The following is an 18,297-nucleotide window of genomic DNA, read 5'->3' on the forward strand; positions in this document are numbered from 1 at the left end:
AGTGGTGCCGCTTGCGTGACTCGAACACGCGACCCCATCATTACGAATGATGTGCTCTACCAACTGAGCTAAAGCGGCTTACCAGCCAAGGACGACCTACTATCGCCCTACTATTTTATTTATTCACCCTCTAACTCACTGATCTCGAACATCATTCTCTAGCGGACCCGCTAATTACGAATGATGTGCTCTACCAACTGAGCTAAAGCGGCCCGGAACATTGCGTCCCAATTTCCCGAAGGAAGCTAACCGTTTCCGGCTGAACGGTGCGCTGATAACCAAAAGCGTGGAGGAAAGCAAGGCCGAAATCAAACAATCTATATGTTTGTTCAAAAGGTTTCACACTATGCGCATCGTGAATGCCTGTCATTGCAGAAACAGGGCGGTTTTGCGGGATGCAAGTGTTTATCGTCCCGCCGCGCCAGCCGTCAAGCTGGAGCGTTGTCGTGGAAATCCGAGAATCAGGCGCCTGCGCAAAGATGCTGGCGAGCTTCTTTATATTCGCGCTCAAGGCGGTTGATCAGTAGCCCGGCAGGGACCACTTCGTGAATAGCGCCGATACCCTGACCGCAGCCCCAGATGTCCTTCCAGGCCTTGGCGCCTTCCTGCTGCGCCTTGTCGAAGTCCATCTTGGAAGGATCGGCCTCTGGAAGGTTGTCTGGATCAAGTCCCGAATTGGCGATGGATGGCTTCAGGTAATTGCCTGCTATGCCGGTGAAGTAGTTAGAATAGACGATATCGGATGAATTCGAGTCAACTATCATTTGCTTATAGGCATCAGTTGCGCGCGCTTCTGTCGTGGCAATGAAGGGCGATCCGATATAAGCGAGGTCGGCGCCCATGGCCTGCGCGGCGAGGATCGAGCCGCCATTGGCGATGGCGCCCGAAAGGAGCAGGGGACCATCGAACCAGGAGCGGATTTCCTGTACAAGTGCGAAGGGTGAAAGCGAACCCGCATGGCCGCCTGCACCGGCAGCCACCGCGATGAGGCCGTCTGCCCCCTTACGGATTGCCGAATTGGCATGGCGATTGTTGATGACATCATGAAGGACGATGCCGCCATAGGAATGGATCGCGGCATTCACTTCCGGCACGGCGCCGAGCGAGGAAATAACGATCGGCACCTTATATTTCACACAAAGTCCAAGGTCATGCTCAAGGCGCTTGTTCGAACGATGGACGATCTGGTTGACCGCAAAAGGCGCAGATGGCCGGTCTGGATTGGCCTTGTCGTAGGCGGAAAGTCCCTCCGTTATCTCTGCCAGCCACTCATCAAGCTGTGCTTCAGGGCGGGCATTGAGTGCAGGAAATGAACCGACAACACCTGCCTTGCACTGCGCCATCACGAGAGCTGGATGTGAAATGATGAACAAGGGAGCACCAACCACCGGGATGCGCAATTTGCTTTTCAGAATATCCGGCAAGGCCATCTTCAATCGTCCTCCGTGATTGACGTTTCCGTAAACGTAATAGTTTTAGCAGCTCTTTGTCCAACGGCAATATCAGAAGTGCTAGCGCTAATCTTTCTCTACTCTGCCACCTTCTGAAAATCTCGCTGTGGCGTGTCGAAGGCCATCCGGTTTGGGTATTTCCAAGCGTAGGCGTTCCGCTTCTAAGGGGGAACGCCGGATGAGAGGGAATCGCCAGCATACTTCAGGATGTCTCGCTCACCCACAACGGGTGCAGTTTGTCCCTGGAAAGATATACGGGTGGGGGAAAACCGCAGTCAAAGTTAATATTTGGTGTCTCCAACATGCTTATCGACTAGTCAAAGCGGGTAATGAACAGGTAAATGCCTTGATTCAGACGTTAATTTCGCTGAGGCTTATGAAATCGTCTGCACCGGAGACCGTTTGCTCCTGTTGAGGGCGTGGCAAGACGGCGGGAAGAACGAACAAGGGAAGAGCAGCCTTTGGAAAGTATTGAGCGCGCGATCAGGAATGCATTCGCCAAGGCGGATGCGCATAATCCGGCGACCCGCCAGCGAATCTATGAATCCGCTTGGGGCGCGCATGAGCGCGCTCTTGCGACAAATACAGCGCTCAGCGATGGGCAGAAGGAACAGCGACGCCAGAAACTGAAGGACGCGATCTCTGGTATTGAACAGGAATTCAAGACCGGCACTGACACGAGCAACCGTCGCGAACCCTCGCTCGACGCTCCACACAGGGAAGACCCGGTGCTTGGCGACAGGACGGAAGACGCAGCACCTGCACTTGATACTGGTGACATTCGTGCGACGGCGCGTCAGACGAAGCGCAGCAATGCCGATCTCGGCTATGAGGGGGGCGTCTCGCGCAAGGATCGCAGGAAAAAGAAACGCCATTCACCTTTCTACAGCTACGGCATTCCGGCGCTCGTACTGGCTGTCGCCGCTTTCATTGGCTATTCGCTCTATAACAGCTTTATTGACCTGAGCCGTGGGCCAGCGAACAATCCACTGCATAGCGATGGCAATATTGCGCCTTTGAAGGAGGGCGAGGAGCCAGGCGGATTGAAGTGGATCACCATTTTCCAGCCGTCCGAGGCGACACGTATGTCCGTCAAGGGACGCGCGACAGCTGAAATCAGGCAGGAAGGCACGCGCAGTTTTGCGCGCATCCAGTCTTCCGGCGCTGAAGATACGGTTACATTCGATGTGGGCGAAGGAATTTTGGATCAGCTGGAAGGCAGAAAGGCAACCTTCGATATCGTGGCACGCGCTGACGATGGCAAGGTGACCCAGATGTCGGTCAATTGCGATTTTGGCGGTCTTGGCGATTGCGGACGCAGGCGCTACGACGTGCGCGATTCCGTAAGTGATTTCCTTTTCGATATGGATATTCCAGCTGGTCAGAAGGCTGGCCGAGCAGGCACAATAACCGTCAACTCGGATTTGAGCGGTTCCGGTAAGCCGGTCAACATCTACGAAATTCGCGTATCGACTGCGACCGAATAATCAGCCGAGCAGTTTTTCCAGTGTTTCAAGCCGGTCGGCTTCGCGGGGTGGCTTGTCCCAGCGTAGCCGTGAAAACCGCGGAAAGCGCATGGCGACGCCGGATTTATGGCGCGTGGAGCGGTTGAGACCCTCGAAAGCGACTTCCACCACCAGTCCGTGATTCGGCTCGGCGCGCACCGAACGCACCGGACCGAAACGCTCAATCGTATTTTCCCGCACGAATTTATCCAGCAATTTCAGTTCTTCGTCGGTAAAGCCGAAATAAGCCTTGCCCACCGGCACGAGCACGGGTTCATCCTCCGGTCCCGTCCAGACGGCAAAGGTGAAGTCTGAATAATAGCTGGATCGCTTGCCGTGGCCGCGCTGCGCATAGACGATCACGGCATCGACGGTGAAGGGATCGCGCTTCCATTTGAACCATGGCCCTTTCGGGCGTCCGGGTAGATAGGTGCTGTCGTGACGCTTCAGCATAACGCCTTCGATGACGGGATGGGGTGGATTGGCGCGAAACTCTGCCAGTTCGTGAAAATCGGCAAAGGGCAGGACGGGCGAAAGATCAAAGCGGCGCGGATCGAGCCTGGCGACGAAATTTTGCAGGCGGGCGCGGCGCTCGGAAAAAGGCAACGTGCGCAAATCGCTGCCCGTTTGCTGGTTTCCTTCCTGCAACAGATCATAGGCTCGCACGAAAGCCGGATAATCTCGTAATTGCTTCGCGCTTACGGTCTTGCGGTTCAGTCGTTGCTGGAGATCGGAAAAAGTGGCTGTTTCTATGCCGGTTTCGCCGTGATGACCGACGAGTAGTTCGCCGTCGATTGCACCTTCGAAATCCATAGCTTCCAGAATGTCGGGGAAAGCGCCTGAAATATCGTCGCCAGTGCGGGAATAAAGCCGCCGCACGCCACCTTCCGAAACCGCCTGTACGCGAATGCCGTCCCATTTCCATTCCGCGCTATAGGCGGATGCGTCGAGCGACGGAATATCGGTCTCATCGAGCGCAGTCGCCAGCATGACAGGGCGAAACGGCGCGGCTGCGGTCGCGGCAGGTTTTTCGCCTCTGCCTTCCAGCCAAGCGAAAAGCGTCTCATAGGGCGGTGACTGGCCGTGCCAGAGTTCCTCGATTTCGACAACGTTGACGCCGCCGAAATCAGCAAGGGCCTGTTTGGCCAGACGGGCTGAAACTCCGACGCGCAAACCGCCGGTGACGAGCTTTAACAGTGCGTAGCGTTCAGAAATGCCGAGCAGATCGAGCCATCCTGCCACGAACATGGGACCTTCGCGGCGCGAAGCATTCTGCAATTCGTGCACTACGATCCCAAGTGGCAGATTTGCGCCAGGCGCGGTTTCGCTTGGGCCGGGCCAAATCAGCGAAATCGTTTCGGCAAGATCGCCGACATAGTCGTAGGAATAAGCAAAGAGTGTCGCATCGGTCCGCTCGGCAATGAGCGCTCGCAGCATGGCGGGCTTCACACTTTGCAGTTCAAGATCACGCGTGATTGCCGCCAATGCCAGACCGCGATCCGGGTCGGGCGTGGTGCGAAAATAATCGATGAGCAGGCGCAGCTTGCCGTTGCGCTGTGGCGTCAGCACCAGCCGGTCGAGAAGTTCGGCGAAAGCGCGCATCAATCGCCCTCATCTTCATAGCCGACGAGATGGAGCGGCTTTGCAGGAAGGTTCTGCAATTCGCACCACCGAACGAGCGCTTCCTCGCGCCCATGGGTGACCCACACTTCGACGGGGGCGATTTCCGTTATGGTTTCGGTCAGCTCGTCCCAGTCGCAATGGTCGGAAATGATAAGCGGCAACTCCACGCCCTGCTGTCTGGCGCGTTGGCGGATGCGCATCCAGCCGGAGGCAAAGGCTGAAATGGGATCGGGAAAACGCCGCGCCCAACGGTCGGAAAAGGCGGTCGGCGGTCCGACGATGATTTTGCCCGCAAAGTCGGGCTGTGCCTCGCCACGCTCCAGGGGTGTTGGTTCAAGAGGGCCGAGATCGATGCCTCGCGACTGGTAATAATCGCAGATCTTTTCCAGTGCTCCGTGGATATAGATCGGTTCCGAGTAGCCAGCATTACGTATGAGTTTGATGACCCGCTGTGCCTTGCCGAGTGAATAGGCCCCGACCATATGCGCCCGCTCTGGAAAAAGCTGGAGCGATTTCAAAAGCGTGGCGATTTCATGCGAAGCCTGCGGATGGCGGAAAACCGGCAGTGCGAAGGTTGCTTCGGTGATGAAGACATCACAGGCGACAGGCTCAAACGGCGCGCAGGTCGGATCGGCTGCGCGCTTGTAATCGCCTGAAGCGACAATACGGGTTCCCTCTTTCTCCACCGCGATCTGTGCAGAACCGAGCACGTGGCCCGCACCGTGGAAGCTCACCCGGACACCGTTGAGCGTCAGGGTTTCACCGAGGCTTATCGACTGGGTGGTTCCGGCAAAACTTGCGCCGTAGCGTAGCGCCATGATGTCGAGCGTTTCGGGTGTCGCCAGTACATGAGTATGGCCAGAGCGAGCATGATCGGAGTGCCCATGGGTGATGAGCGCGCGTTCCACCGGACGTACTGGGTCGATGTAGAAATCGCCGGGCGGGCAATAAAGACCTTTGGGAGAGGAGCAGAGAAGCTGGTTGAAACGCATGGTTTCAAGATAGGTCATGAAGTTTGCGCCGAAAAGGGAGGGAGCTCTTTGCTACTGACAAAATGAGAACAAAAGTGAACAAACACCTTGGCGGCTTGCCTCGCTGCGATTAGATTGACGGCGTGACACTGAACTTGAAGCCCGCCGCCGCATCGACTGCTTTTCCCTTGCCGGACCGTTTTCTTAAATGGTTTGCGGCCAAAGATTGGTCGCCGCGCGCGCATCAGCTTGAGCTTCTGGCCCGTGCCGAACAGGGACAGTCTACGCTTCTGATCGCACCCACCGGGGCGGGTAAAACGCTGGCCGGGTTTCTGCCTGCATTGGTGGATCTGGAAAAATGTGGGCGCTTAAAGCCCGGCTTGGCGAAGCGCGGAGTTCACACGCTCTATATTTCACCCTTGAAAGCACTTGCCGTCGATATTCATCGCAATCTGACGGTGCCAGTCGAGGAAATGGGTCTCGACATCACCATCGAGACCCGGACCGGCGATACGCCTGCGCACAAACGCCAGCGGCAGAAGTTGGCGCCGCCGGATATTCTGCTGACCACGCCAGAGCAGCTAGCACTGTTGATCGCTTCCAAAGGCGCGGAACAGTTCTTCAAGGGGCTGCGCTATGTGGTGCTGGATGAATTGCACTCGCTGGTGATTTCCAAGCGCGGGCATTTATTGGCGTTGGGGCTGGCACGGTTGCGCCGCTTGCAACCGCAATTGCAGACCATCGGCCTTTCCGCCACGGTGGCTGAGCCCGATGAACTGCGTCGCTGGCTGGTGGAACAGGACGCCACCGGGCCGATGGCCGGTCTTGTGACGGTGGATGGCGGTGCCAAGCCGGAAATCACCATTCTCGATTCCGACGAACGGGTGCCATGGTCGGGCCATTCGTCACGCTATGCCATTCCCGACATTTACGAGGCGATCGGCCAGCACAAGACGACGCTCCTGTTCGTCAATACGCGCAGTCAGGCGGAAATGTTGTTTCAGGAGCTCTGGCGGGTCAATGAGGACACGCTGCCGATAGCGCTGCATCATGGCTCGCTCGATGCCAGCCAGCGCCGCAAGGTCGAGCAGGCCATGGCCGCCAACACTTTACGGGCTGTGGTCGCGACCTCGACACTTGATCTTGGGATCGACTGGGGCGATGTCGATCTGGTCATTCATGTCGGCGCGCCGAAGGGCGCAAGCCGCCTTGCGCAGCGCATCGGGCGCGCCAATCACCGCATGGACGAGCCAAGCCGGGCCATTCTGGTGCCCGCCAATCGCTTCGAGGTGATGGAGTGCCGCGCCGCGCTCGACGCCAATTATCTGGGCGCGCAGGATACGCCGCCCCTGATCGATGGGGCGCTGGATGTGCTGGCGCAGCACGTGCTCGGCATGGCCTGTGCCGAGCCTTTCAACGCCGATCAGCTTTATCGTGAAGTGCAGAGCGCTGCGCCTTATTCGAACCTTCCGCGAGACACATTCGACCGTATTCTGGATTTCGTGGCGACCGGAGGCTACGCGCTCAAGACCTATGAGCGGTTTGCGAAAATCCGCAAGACCGTGGACGGCACGTGGCGGGTGTCCAATCCGCGTATCGCGCAGCAATATCGCCTCAACATCGGCACCATTGTCGAAGCGCCGGAGCTGAATGTGCGGCTCACACGCGGCGGCAAGGGCGCAAATGCGCGGGGCGGGCGCGTGCTGGGCCGCATCGAGGAATATTTTCTGGAGACGCTGACGGCTGGCGATACGTTCCTCTTTGCGGGCAAGGTGCTGCGCTTCGAGGGCATCCGCGAGAACGAATGCATCGCCTCCAATGCCGCCGGACAGGACGCGAAAATTCCCGTCTATGCCGGCGGAAAATTTCCGCTTTCCACCTATCTCGCCGCGCAGGTGCGCGCCATGCTTGCCGACCGTACGCGCTGGCAATTCCTGCCGCAGCAGGTACGCGAATGGCTGGAAGTGCAGCAGTGGAAATCCGTGCTGCCTGCAACGGACGAGCTGTTGATTGAAACCTTTCCGCGCGGCAATCGCTTCTACATGGTAGCCTATCCGTTCGAGGGCAGGCTGGCGCACCAGACGCTCGGCATGTTGCTGACGCGCCGTCTGGAACGCATGGGCGCGCATCCGCTGGGCTTCGTCGCCACCGATTATTCGCTGGGGCTTTGGGGCCTCAAGGATATGGGCGCGCTGATCGGCACCGGAAAGCTCAATCTCACCCGGCTGTTCGACGAGGATATGTTGGGGGACGATCTCGAAGCCTGGCTCGATGAAAGTTATCTTTTGAAACGTACTTTCCGTAATTGCGCCGTGATTTCCGGGCTTATCGAGCGCCGTCATCCGGGACAGGAGAAAACAGGCCGTCAGGTTACGGTTTCCACCGACCTTATCTACGACGTTTTGCGCAGTCATGAGCCTGACCATATATTGTTGCAGGCGACACGCGCGGATGCAGCGACCGGGCTTCTGGACATCAAGCGGCTTGGCGACATGCTGGCACGTGTGAAAGGTCATCTTTTGCACAAGCCGCTCGACAGGATTTCACCGCTGGCGCTGCCTGTGATGCTCGAAATCGGACGCGAGCGTGTGGCAGGCGATGGCGATGAAATGCTGCTTGAAGAAGCGGCCGACGATCTTATCAGGGAAGCAATGCAATGAAGACTGCCGCGTGGGGAAATGGAGAGGCCTACAGTCTGGCCCATACGGAAGTGCGTGGCGTTGCAGCTGTGTGCGATCCATCCGGTGCACTGTTCCTGCCAGACCTGCATATGCTGATTGTCTCAGACCTGCATCTGGAAAAAGGTTCATCCTTTGCCCGGCGCGGCCAGCTCATCCCGCCTTATGACACAGCGACGACGCTCGACATGCTGGCGCTGGCCATCGCGCGCTATCAGCCGCGAACCGTCATCAGCCTTGGCGACAGTTTTCACGATGCAACCGCCAGCGAGCGCCTGCCATCGCTTTATGCCATCCGGCTGAAATCCCTTATGGAGCACCGCGACTGGTTCTGGATCACCGGCAATCACGATCCGGATCGCCCGGTCGACTTGCCGGGCGATTGCGTGGAGGAACTGGCAGTCGGACCGCTTACCTTCCGGCATGAACCATCGCGCAAGGTCGGGCAGGGCGAGATTGCAGGCCATCTTCATCCGGCGGCCCGCATCGTGCGACGGGGACGGTCGGTGCGCCGCCCCTGTTTTGTAAGCGACGGCGAAAGGCTCATCATGCCTGCTTTTGGAGCCTATACGGGTGCGCTGAATATTCTGGATCGAGCCTTTCGCGGGCTGTTCGCCGATGAGACACTGCGCGCCTATATGCTGGGACAGGGCAAGGTTTACCCGATTGCGCGCGGTGCGCTTTATGGGGGTTAATCCCTGCGAAACAGAATGCGTCCGAACCAGCCGGTGAAGACGGCAAGGAAAACCGCAAAAAGGCCGTAGAGAAAGCTGTTCTGGTGGGCGGCGTTGTAGATGCTCTGTTCAAAACCCGCCTTGACGATTTCCAGACTGGCATTGGCTTCTCGCAGAAAAACACCATTGCGGAACAGAAGCGCCCGGGCCTTGTGGCGACCGACCGGCACGTTGGCAGGCAGTTTGAGCGTGGCGCGAAACAAGGTGCGGGAAATGAACTCCACGCCTCCGATGCGCTGCGTATAGAGGCCCTGCCGGATTTTCATCTCGCGCAGTTCGTTGCCGAAGGTCGGGATATTGCCCGACAGGCTGCCCGGATCTTCGGGAACGAGGTAGAAGTTGCGCGCACCCACGGAAAGCTGTCGGTAGATTTTCTCTTCAGTAATGTCCTGCAGATTGCGGGTGGAGGCCAACGAATAGGAGAGTGGCACGCCCATAAAGGTTTCTGAATCCGCATTCACCCAGACGCCGAGATAGCGGTCCTTCTTGCGCACCACGAGATCGCGCGATGGGCCTTGCAGCACGACGATGATATCGTAACGGCCCTGCCGCTGGACCATCGGATCGGCATTGTCGAGTGCACCGAATATGGTGAGATCCGTGCCGCCGAAATTCGATGTGATGGCGATGGTTTCGGTCGAGAGCCCGATTTCGATGGTTTCATCGGCGGGGTTTTGCAATTGCGGAACCGTGTTGCCACTGCCGCTGGAATCGACCTGTGCCGCAGCAGTTCCCGCCAACAGGAACATGAACAATGCGGAGGAAAGCGTGAGGCTCCGCATGTCAGATATCCGCAATCGAAACGGAAAACAGATTGTCCGGTCGCACGAACAGGCCAAAGGCGAGGCGTAGGCCAACGGCAAGCACCAGAAGTGCCAGCAGAAGGCGCAATTGTTCGCCGCGCAGCTTTTGCCCTGCGCGAGCGCCATATTGCGCGCCGATAACGCCGCCAACCATCAGCAGGAAAGCAAGCACGATGTCGATGGACTGGTTTGTTGTCGCCTGCAGGACGGTTGTGAATGCGGTTACAAAGGTGATCTGAAACAAGGAGGTGCCGACAACCACGTTGGTCGGCACATGCAGCAGATAGATGAGGGCTGGCACCATGATGAAGCCGCCGCCGACACCCATTACCGATGACAAAAGACCGATGAAGAAGCCGATTCCGAGAACCGGAATGATGCTGACATAGATGGTCGAGGCACGAAACCGCATCTTGAACGGCAGTCGGTGTATCCACGTGTGCTGGCCGGACCGTCGCACGGCACCAGCCTGCCCTTTTTTCACGCGGCGGAGCGCACGCACGCTTTCCACCAGCATCAAGCCGCCGACAGTACCGAGAAAGAAGACGTAAAGAATGGAAACGATCAGGTCCAATTGACCGAGATCGCGCAGCCATGAGAACACGAAGATACCGACGAGGGAACCTACTATACCGCCTGCCACAAGAAACAGGCCCAGCTTGATATCGAGTGTTCGACGTTTGAAATGTGCCAGCGCGCCTGAAACCGACGAAGCGATGACCTGATTGGCGCCTGTGGCGACCGCGATTGCTGGTGGAATGTTATAAAAGATCAGAAGAGGCGTGATCAGAAAACCGCCGCCCACGCCGAACAATCCAGACAGGAAACCCACGGCGGCGCCCATGCCGAGAAGAACCAGCATGTTGACCGATAATTCCGCAATGGGAAGGTAAATACCCAATTCCGAACCCGGCTTTCACGAACGCATGACACACAACTGCTTGCGGCCGCGCTTCTCCGCAAGATGTTTCACCCTACTAAAACATCTCCGGCAAAATTATGAAACTGTTCTGCGTACGGAAATGCATGAAAACAAGCAGTTAGGCTCAACTCAAACCATGGGTTTCAACCGGGCCACTCCTGATAATGTCTTGCTCTGTCGCCACCGCAGAGTCAAACGCCGATTGCCGATAAAGCTCACTCGCGGAACTCTATTCAAGGAAATTTCCGAGGTGTTGTTTAAGAACAACAAAAAGAACGCTGAAGAGTGCTGAAAACTGTCGCCGCGAGCATAATCCCATAGAATGTATAGGAAATACATCAGTGGTTTCGGAGGCGATGCACAGTGAATCAGTCGGTCGCGCTCTGGCGGTTACTAATGACAATATTGATGTCTTCTTTCGGCGTGATGATGGAATGGCCAGACGATGGGTAGAATTGCGCGCGGATAGAAATGTTGTCGGACATTTTACTGTCGGCCAGGCTGCCGTTCTTTATGATATAAAGATAAGGATTGGTCAGGTTCACACTGAAATTTCCGGCAAAGCGGCTGCTGGACTTGAAACCGAAGCAGTTCATGCTTTCAGCATAATAGCTGCCATTCATCACGTTCCATTCCTCCATCGGGCTGGAACGCGTCAGGCAGGTCTTCTTGCCATCGGGTGTGGTGAAGTTTGCATTGAACGATACGGCGATGAAGATGTTCTTCAGCTCGAAACTGCCGGAAAGAACCTTGAAAATAGATTTGTAGGGATGAATGTCCTCGGCCGGAATAAGCTGATTGTCGCCGGAGGAGATTTCAAAGTCGATCGCATCTCCCTGAAAGCTCTTGATATCCTTGTCGAGCGCGAGGGGAATCTTCGCGATGATACCGTTTTCCATGTCGTTGTTTACGTGCAAGAGCATTGTCTATCCCCTCGTTGATAGGAGGTAGATAATAAGCCTCGACGAGTCGATACAACCTGTCACTTCTTTCAGACGTTTGTGGTTGAAACGAAAAAGGGCAGCGTGTGCTGCCCTCGCGAAATCCACGTGGCCTCAGTGAGTTATTTGTTCTTCTCAAGCAGAAGCTGAACCAGTTTCTGGTCGACATCGCCGGTTGGTGTCTGTCCATTTGCCTTCTGGAATGCAGCGATCGCGGCGCGGGTCTTGCCGCCCATCACGCCATCCGCTGTGCCTACATCGTAGCCGTTCTTCTGGAGAATGAGCTGGATGTTGCGAACGGCCTTCTTCATATCCACAGAACCGGTGGTGAGCGGCTTGTTTTCCGCCCATGCATCCGGGACGTCAATGGAATTGGTCGCCTGATCGAGTGGCTTGGCCTTCCAGAGCTTTACCAGATCCTTGGCGCGTTCAAGCTGTTCTGGCTTCAGTGCCTTGGCAATCTGGTCACGCTTGTCGGCAGCATCCTTATCACCCGCATTGGCGGCGAGCGAGAACCACTTGTAGCTCTCTTCCAGATTGACTGGCATGCCCAATCCCTTGGCCGCAAGGATGCCGAGATTGAACTGGCTGTCCTTTACGCCGAGTTCGGCAGCATCGGTGAACCAGCGCACGGCGGAAGCATTGTCGGGGTTGCCATTGGCGCCGGTTGCGAAAAGGACGGCGAGATTGTGCATTGCGCTTGCATTGCCTTGCTGGGCCGAGAGCTGATACCAGGTCTTGGCCTTTTCGAGATCACGGGGCATGCCAAGGCCCTTCTCGTTGAAGTTGCCGAGACGATACTGCGCCGGAGCAAAACCCTGACCGGCAGAAATTTCATACCATTTTGCCGCCTTGGCGAAGTCGGCGGCAACGCCGCGGCCTTCCATGTAGCGATTACCGATTTCAAAGAGCGCGCGGGCATCGCCCTTGGCCGCAGCTTCGCGAAGTGCTGCCGGACCAGCTTCTTCCGGCACAGGCGGAATGGCGGCCTGAGATGGGGCGACGGTTTCAGCCGGCGCTGCTGTTTCAACGGGTTTCACCGGATTGACAGCTGTTGCGGCAGGCTGTTCGATCTGTGTGGGAATTTCCACCGTTGCCGGCTGCTCGTTTTCTGGTGCCTGTGTCTCTTCCTGTGCAATTTTTTCTGCGCGCGGCTCGGTAATCCCGGGCGTGGTATCAGCGGGTTGTTCGAGCGCAGGTGTCGTATCCGATGCGATCTTGGTGGCGATTTCGTCGGCTGGAGCGGAGGTGTTCTCGTCGGCAGTGGTATCGATCTGCGGCGGCACCGTATCGATTGCCGTTTCCACCGGTTCGTCGCGGTTGAGGAAGGCTGAGCCGATCTGCAGACCAGCCATTGCGATCATTACCGCACCGATTGCCATCAGGATAGGTTTGCGCTGGCGTTGGATCAAGTCGCCAACGGACGACTTTTTCTTGCCGGTGCGCTTGGTTGCACCCTTCTGAAGCTGTTCGGATTCGGCTGCGGCAAGCTGGGCAGCGCGCCGGGCTGCCGTTATGAAGTCGACCTTGCCATTGGCGGCAAGGGCTGCATCGGCAGCATCTTCGCGCTGGCGACGTTCTTCGCGCACCCGCTTCATAATGGAATTGAGATCCGGCATGCCTTCACCCTGCGGGCGAGGGGATGGGGTCGTTTCCAGCTCCGGTGCTTCGCGTGTGATGGGCTCTATGGCGGCAAGATCGCTTTGGAAGGCTGGCGCATCAAGTGTTGTATCGAAAGCGCTGGCTTCGAGCGTTTCGTCGTTCTTTCCGACGGACTTGTCGGGGCGGCGACCACGTATTGCCTTAGCAAAACCGCCAAAAATCGATGACTTGCCAGTCGATCCAGCTGTCTTCATATCGGCGGGACCGGTTTCGCTCTGAACGGTCGCAAAAGCTGCTTCTGCAGCAGCCGCAGCCGGCGAACGCGGTGCCGACGGGCGTGATGATCCGGAATTCGGGCTTGTGAAAACCGGTTTTTCCGTATCCGGCGTGTCCGATCTGCCAGATACATCCTGCTCAAGCTTCGCTAGACGGTCGACGATCTTGACCAGCGTGTCATGGACTGTCTCGAATGTCTTGCCATTGCGCTCGTCGGAGTTACGCGCCAGAGCCTCGAGCGATTTCATGTCTTCGGCCAGTTGCCGAGCAATCACGCTGTCGCCATGCGAACCGTGCTGCAGCACGCGCGCGACCGCACTTTCGGCAGCTTCACGCGCGGCATCCAGCACTGTTTCGCGATTGGATGCGATGGAGCGTTCGATGGAATCGAGACGCGGCTTCAGTTCCGCTATCTCGGCTACGGGCTGCGCGAGATGGTGGGCGATGTTCGCGATCTGATCTTCAAGACTGCGGATCGCCTTCATGTCTAGCCCCGGACCTTCATAGGTCGGAGCCTGAAGGAGGCCCAGTGAAATCTGCTGCGAAAGATCGTCGAGGCGGCCTTCCAACGTATGGATCGCGCTATTATCGACATGCTGCGTGGCATATTGCGTATCGAGACGCTGGGTCAGTTCTGCAAAGCGGCGGTCGATCGTGTCCAGAACGGACGGATGCGGCTCTTCGGCCCGGCGTTCCGCAGCTTCAAGTTTTTCGCCGATGGCCTCAAGACGAGCCTCAACAGCCTGGTAGTCGGACTGGCTGAGATTTTCCATGACCTTGCCAACCTGATTGGCAAGCAGGTTGATCTGGTGTGCGAGCTGGTCGATGATACCGTCCGGCAGCGCAGAACCGTCTGATAAACCGTCGATGCGCGAGGAAAGTTCGCCGAGCTTGCGGTAAAGCGTGTCGGAATTCTGCTGTGTTGCCGAAGTGGCGAGTTGTTCCGCAAGTTCCGCCAGACGGTTTTCGATGCGCTCCAGACGGCGCGCACCGTCCTGATCCGGGCGCTGGGCGCGGCTTGTGGCAATGATGGCGCGGCTGATTTCGTCCAGCCGCTCATCGATCTGCTGCAGGCGGTTCTGCTCCAGCGACGACACATGTTGCGGGCTGAGCGATTCCTCAATGGAATTGGCGAGTTGACCGATGCGGTCCTCGATAGCGCTCAACCGGTTCGATTGCGGTAAGGTGCCGATGGCGTCACGCACCTGCTCAAGCCGCGAGCCGATTGCATCCAGCGCCGGGTCGACCGAATTGTGACGTTGCTCGAACGCTTCAAAACGGGCGTCGAAGCGGTCCCAACGATTGTTTAGGCGATGCAAGGTTTCTTCGCGGGCGAGGCTCTGGACCGTTCGGTTGAGTTCTTCGAGCTGGCGGCGAAGCGCCTGCGCATTGGCTTCGCTACTGCGGTCTGCCAGAAGGCGCACACTGTCGTTGATGCGTTCGAAATCGTCACTCATCCGCTGTGAAAAGCCTTCTTCGCTCGCTGCGCGCTGAAGGCGGGTCATCTCGCGGCTGGCGCGGCTGACCTCAGCGCTTGAGGCGTAAGGCTGCTGCGCTTCTTCATGGCTTCCACGCATCCGGCGCAGGTTCTCGGCAATTTCAGCAAGACCGGTAACGGTTTCGTCCGGATAGCGAGCTGGCTGACGTTGCGAGCGCAGAATATCGCGCATATCGGGTGCATCGTCCTGTTCCAGATCCATCAGGCGCTTTTCAAGGCTTGCCAAAGTGCGATTGAGTTCTTCCATAGCAGGCGAAGGAGCCCGGCGCTCGCGGCGGGCGTTCAAATCGTCAATGATGGATCGTGAACCTGACGCCAGATCTGGGTTTGCCATGAGAAATTCACTTTTTCCAATGATAGAGACCGCCGGGAGCAAATTTCACCGACGCAACCGGCAAGAATTTGCTCTGCTTACATTTGTACAAACGTGGTAAACAACTCGTTAATATATGTGGTGGAGGACGTGCTTTAGTGGATGTGAAGGAGCATCCCATGGTTGAACGAGATAAATTCGGCATGTTGAACGCAACTTGATATGGGAAGCGGGTTTGTCGGGCATAGAAGATGGGTGATTTGCGGCGACGAATGTAAATCGAGGCTGCAGCACTGACAGCAATGTCAATGTGAGCTGTCATCAACAGTGGTTCCATCGCGCGACCGCGCGGTGACCGGGCGTTTCCGGGGGCGGAAACAGGGTAGAACATGAGTAAATATAAAAATATGGCGGGGCATGCGGCGGGTATCGCGATTGCAGATTTGCTGTCTGGCGGTGGAGGCCATACAGAAAGGGAAACACAGTCAGGCGGTCCATTGTACAGGATCGGTGATCTTGCAGAAGAATTCGACCTGACGTTGCGAGCCTTGCGTTTCTACGAAGACAGGGGATTGCTCAATCCGCGCCGCGCAGGTGCGACGCGGCTCTATGATTACAACGATCACACGCGGTTACGATTGATCCTGTTCGGACGTCGCATAGGTTTTACTTTGAGCGAGATGGGGCAATTGATCGGTGTGTGGGAAAGAGGCATTGCCGAGCCTGCGGAGATCGATAATCTGCGCAAACGCTTCAAGGAAAAACTTATCGAGCTTGAAAAGAAAAAGGACGAGGTTGACAGATCGGTCGAGGAGCTTCGGACCGTTTTAGCGCGGATGGGTAAGGCACCCGTGTGAACTCCAGCAATTGAAATCCATTAAAAACGGCTGCCCTTGTCTGTTCTGGTCAGATAAACAAGGGCAGCCGCGATAGTTTGTTATGTGGTGGAATATGTTTCGATCTTATGGATCGGGACGGCATCCCAACGGCATAACGAAAGCTATCCGCTCATTCGTAATCAAAAAATTATATTTGAAAATCAACGGTACCAGAACGCAACCTCGACCTGAGCACCGATATAAGGGCAGTAGAATTATCACTACATCATACCGGTATTCTAAAAACCGTTTTTGCATTCCCCTAGCTGCTTCAGGTTCTGCCGCGAACCAAAGCCATTGCCGCGGCATAGGTTGCCGGTCGAACAGTGAGGGAAAGTACCCGAATAATATACTTCATACTTAAAAAAAAACCTCGTTATTGAAACGAGGCCATCCTAGTGAGGTTCAGATCGATCCTAAATAGCAACTTACTGGGTAAACTTTTTTCGTGGCAAGTCACTAATTCACGGTTGTCTGAATAATGGATTGCATTCGCCTGGACCGCAGCAGTAATTCAGAAGCCTTTATGTATCCTGTGGCCCGTAGTGATAATTCTGAAAAAATCCAGGTTTTGTTACGGGCCCGGCAGCTTCTAGCCATACTGCGTTGATGCGCCCCATTAATGATTGGCTTCTTTTGGTGGGAGTGTATTGCCCATCGTCTAATATGTGGCTGCGCAATCCGATCATCGGCGGAAGAGGGGGAATTGAAAGGGATATGTTTCAAGCTGTCGCATGAAGTGTGCGCGTGGGCGGGAACCATAGAGCTTCGGTCCGGTTGTTACAGCCTTGCGATTTAACGCGAAAGTGAGGCTGAAAATGAAAAAAGCTCTTGTTCTGACCGTCGCGGCGTTTCTCGCCAGCTCCGGTTTTGCGCTGGCGCAGGATCGAGTGCTTATCGAAGTACCTCAGGCAGCACGCGACTATGTAATCGCAAATCCCTTGGACCCTGTGGTTATAGAGGGGGAGATCGGCGATGGTTATGTCCTTCCAGACGCGGTGGCCATTCATCCGATCCCTGATAATCCAGATTTCGGCTATATCTACGTCAATGGCGAACCGGTTATTGTTTCCATGCAGAACCGCCAGGTCGTCTATTACACTGATGAGCCGAATGCCGGACCACTCGTGCCAAAGGAAATCGTGACCTATATCGAAACCAACCCGGTCGACCCGGTCATGATTGACGGGGATCTGGGGGAAGGCACGATCATCGCCGATGATGTGCCGCTCGTGGCCGTTCCTGACCAGCCGAGTTATTCCTACATTTATGTAGAAGATCGCCCGGCTCTGATTGATACGCAGACCCGCCGTGTCGTGTGGGTCAAGTAAGACCGATAAGGGAAAGTGAAAAAGGCGGCAGAATTGCCGCCTTGGACACATTCATGCATGCCGCCATACTTTCGGACAGCCCAGCGGCTGATATCAGAGCCCGATGCTCCTGCAATATCCCGATGACCTGTTCTTTACTGAAGCGGGCTCGTTTCAGTTCTGCCTCCTTCTCTGGAGAACGGATATTTCAGGGGAGCAGTCAGCATCTTTATCGGGAACAAAACTGCTTCAGATTCATTTACTTTGAGCGATTGTCCGGGAATCACCGGATGATCAGCCGTGTCCAGGTTTCCGATCGTCACATATCGGGAGTTTGGGGGCATATAGATTTTTCAACGATTGGAGTTCATGATGGGGATTTTCGATAAGATTAAGAACGCCATTTGGGGAGAGGCACAAGCGGCTACTCCTGAGACGGAAACGGTTGCACAGTCTGCGCCGACACCGACCGCTTCACCTGCCGCCGCCGCTCCGGCGCCATCCGCATCCGCACCGGCTTCGACGGGTGCTGTCGATGTAGGCGCCATTCTGGACGCTGCCGTTGCCAAAAGCGGCCAGAAGCTCAACTGGAAGACTTCTATCGTCGATCTGATGAAGGCTCTCGGCCTCGACAGCAGTCTGGATCACCGCAAGGAGCTCGCCAAGGAGCTGGGCTATACCGGCGACACGGGCGATTCCGCGACCATGAATATCTGGCTGCACAAGCAGGTCATCCAGAAACTCAAGGATAATGGCGGCAAAGTACCCGCCGGATTGTAATCAGGAGGGTTC

General features: G+C 56.4%; 13 protein-coding genes and 1 tRNA gene. 6 read left to right on the plus strand and 8 right to left on the minus strand.

Translation table 11 applies throughout. The features are described from left to right. Positions 1-2 precede the first annotated feature (2 nt). Positions 3-78, minus strand: a tRNA-Thr gene (locus JNC70_RS18590). Positions 79-461: 383 nt separating this feature from the next. Beyond that, positions 462-1,430: an NAD(P)H-dependent flavin oxidoreductase gene (locus JNC70_RS18595; protein ID WP_104755268.1), complete on the minus strand. Its 969-nt coding sequence runs from the start codon at positions 1,428-1,430 to the stop codon at positions 462-464. 482 nt (positions 1,431-1,912) lie between these two features. Here JNC70_RS18595 and JNC70_RS18600 point away from each other — a divergent pair, with 482 nt between their 5' ends. Continuing rightward, positions 1,913-2,938 (plus strand): hypothetical protein, encoded by a 1,026-nt coding sequence (locus JNC70_RS18600; protein WP_211695002.1) that lies wholly within the window; start codon positions 1,913-1,915, stop codon positions 2,936-2,938. Here the strand turns inward: JNC70_RS18600 and JNC70_RS18605 are convergent, their stop codons facing one another. Next, positions 2,939-4,558 (minus strand): cisplatin damage response ATP-dependent DNA ligase, encoded by a 1,620-nt coding sequence (locus JNC70_RS18605; RefSeq protein ID WP_104755266.1) that lies wholly within the window; start codon positions 4,556-4,558, stop codon positions 2,939-2,941. Further along, on the minus strand, positions 4,558-5,571 hold the full coding sequence (locus tag JNC70_RS18610; RefSeq protein ID WP_104755278.1) for a ligase-associated DNA damage response exonuclease: 1,014 nt from the start codon (positions 5,569-5,571) through the stop codon (positions 4,558-4,560). Before JNC70_RS18610 ends, JNC70_RS18605 begins: the two co-directional genes overlap by 1 nt. A gap of 122 nt (positions 5,572-5,693) precedes the next feature. Between JNC70_RS18610 and JNC70_RS18615 the strand changes: the two genes are divergently transcribed. Further along, positions 5,694-8,210 carry a ligase-associated DNA damage response DEXH box helicase gene (locus JNC70_RS18615; protein WP_104755265.1) on the plus strand — a complete coding sequence of 839 codons (2,517 nt, stop codon included), beginning with the start codon at positions 5,694-5,696 and terminating at the stop codon, positions 8,208-8,210. After that, a complete protein-coding gene (pdeM, locus tag JNC70_RS18620; protein ID WP_104755264.1) occupies positions 8,207-8,923 on the plus strand; it encodes a ligase-associated DNA damage response endonuclease PdeM in 717 nt (238 codons plus the stop codon). Before JNC70_RS18615 ends, pdeM begins: the two co-directional genes overlap by 4 nt. Here the strand turns inward: pdeM and JNC70_RS18625 are convergent. The 4 genes from JNC70_RS18625 to JNC70_RS18640 all read right to left on the minus strand — a co-directional run bounded on the left by JNC70_RS18625 (position 8,920) and on the right by JNC70_RS18640 (position 15,338). Further along, the gene (locus JNC70_RS18625; RefSeq protein ID WP_104755263.1) at positions 8,920-9,744 is read right to left on the minus strand and encodes a TIGR02186 family protein; all 825 of its coding nucleotides are present in this window, start codon (positions 9,742-9,744) and stop codon (positions 8,920-8,922) included. The two genes, pdeM and JNC70_RS18625, sit on opposite strands and share 4 nt — an antisense overlap. Before the next feature lies 1 nt (position 9,745). Beyond that, on the minus strand, positions 9,746-10,627 hold the full coding sequence (locus JNC70_RS18630; RefSeq protein WP_245414737.1) for a sulfite exporter TauE/SafE family protein: 882 nt from the start codon (positions 10,625-10,627) through the stop codon (positions 9,746-9,748). 428 nt (positions 10,628-11,055) lie between these two features. Beyond that, positions 11,056-11,610, minus strand: a complete 555-nt coding sequence (locus JNC70_RS18635) for a hypothetical protein (RefSeq protein ID WP_104755261.1) — start codon at positions 11,608-11,610, stop codon at positions 11,056-11,058. Positions 11,611-11,750: 140 nt separating this feature from the next. Continuing rightward, entirely contained in the window at positions 11,751-15,338 is a 3,588-nt protein-coding gene (locus tag JNC70_RS18640) for a peptidoglycan-binding protein (RefSeq protein WP_104755260.1), read from the minus strand. 368 nt (positions 15,339-15,706) lie between these two features. On the opposite strand from JNC70_RS18640, the gene JNC70_RS18645 reads away from it, so the two are divergent. The 3 genes from JNC70_RS18645 to JNC70_RS18655 all read left to right on the plus strand — a co-directional run bounded on the left by JNC70_RS18645 (position 15,707) and on the right by JNC70_RS18655 (position 18,285). Further along, on the plus strand, positions 15,707-16,174 hold the full coding sequence (locus tag JNC70_RS18645) for a MerR family transcriptional regulator (protein ID WP_374788855.1): 468 nt from the start codon (positions 15,707-15,709) through the stop codon (positions 16,172-16,174). A gap of 839 nt (positions 16,175-17,013) precedes the next feature. Further along, positions 17,014-17,526, plus strand: a complete 513-nt coding sequence (locus JNC70_RS18650) for a DUF1236 domain-containing protein (RefSeq protein ID WP_104755259.1) — start codon at positions 17,014-17,016, stop codon at positions 17,524-17,526. Positions 17,527-17,877: 351 nt separating this feature from the next. Beyond that, entirely contained in the window at positions 17,878-18,285 is a 408-nt protein-coding gene (locus JNC70_RS18655) for a DUF3597 domain-containing protein (protein ID WP_104755258.1), read from the plus strand. Positions 18,286-18,297: the final 12 nt, after the last annotated feature.

It is taken from the genome of Brucella oryzae, assembly GCF_041929965.1.
GTDB lineage: Bacteria > Pseudomonadota > Alphaproteobacteria > Rhizobiales > Rhizobiaceae > Brucella > Brucella oryzae.

What these genes read in the sequence shown, in the direction of transcription:
- JNC70_RS18650 (WP_104755259.1), top strand. Translation starts at nt 17,014, where the DNA reads ATGAAAAAAGCTCTTGTTCTGACCGTCGCGGCGTTTCTCGCCAGCTCC.
- JNC70_RS18595 (WP_104755268.1), bottom strand. Translation starts at nt 1,430, where the DNA reads ATGGCCTTGCCGGATATTCTGAAAAGCAAATTGCGCATCCCGGTGGTT.
- JNC70_RS18645 (WP_374788855.1), top strand. Translation starts at nt 15,707, where the DNA reads ATGAGTAAATATAAAAATATGGCGGGGCATGCGGCGGGTATCGCGATT.
- JNC70_RS18630 (WP_245414737.1), bottom strand. Translation starts at nt 10,627, where the DNA reads ATGCTGGTTCTTCTCGGCATGGGCGCCGCCGTGGGTTTCCTGTCTGGA.
- JNC70_RS18640 (WP_104755260.1), bottom strand. Translation starts at nt 15,338, where the DNA reads ATGGCAAACCCAGATCTGGCGTCAGGTTCACGATCCATCATTGACGAT.
- JNC70_RS18655 (WP_104755258.1), top strand. Translation starts at nt 17,878, where the DNA reads ATGGGGATTTTCGATAAGATTAAGAACGCCATTTGGGGAGAGGCACAA.
- JNC70_RS18610 (WP_104755278.1), bottom strand. Translation starts at nt 5,571, where the DNA reads ATGCGTTTCAACCAGCTTCTCTGCTCCTCTCCCAAAGGTCTTTATTGC.
- JNC70_RS18635 (WP_104755261.1), bottom strand. Translation starts at nt 11,610, where the DNA reads ATGCTCTTGCACGTAAACAACGACATGGAAAACGGTATCATCGCGAAG.
- pdeM (WP_104755264.1), top strand. Translation starts at nt 8,207, where the DNA reads ATGAAGACTGCCGCGTGGGGAAATGGAGAGGCCTACAGTCTGGCCCAT.
- JNC70_RS18625 (WP_104755263.1), bottom strand. Translation starts at nt 9,744, where the DNA reads ATGCGGAGCCTCACGCTTTCCTCCGCATTGTTCATGTTCCTGTTGGCG.
- JNC70_RS18605 (WP_104755266.1), bottom strand. Translation starts at nt 4,558, where the DNA reads ATGCGCGCTTTCGCCGAACTTCTCGACCGGCTGGTGCTGACGCCACAG.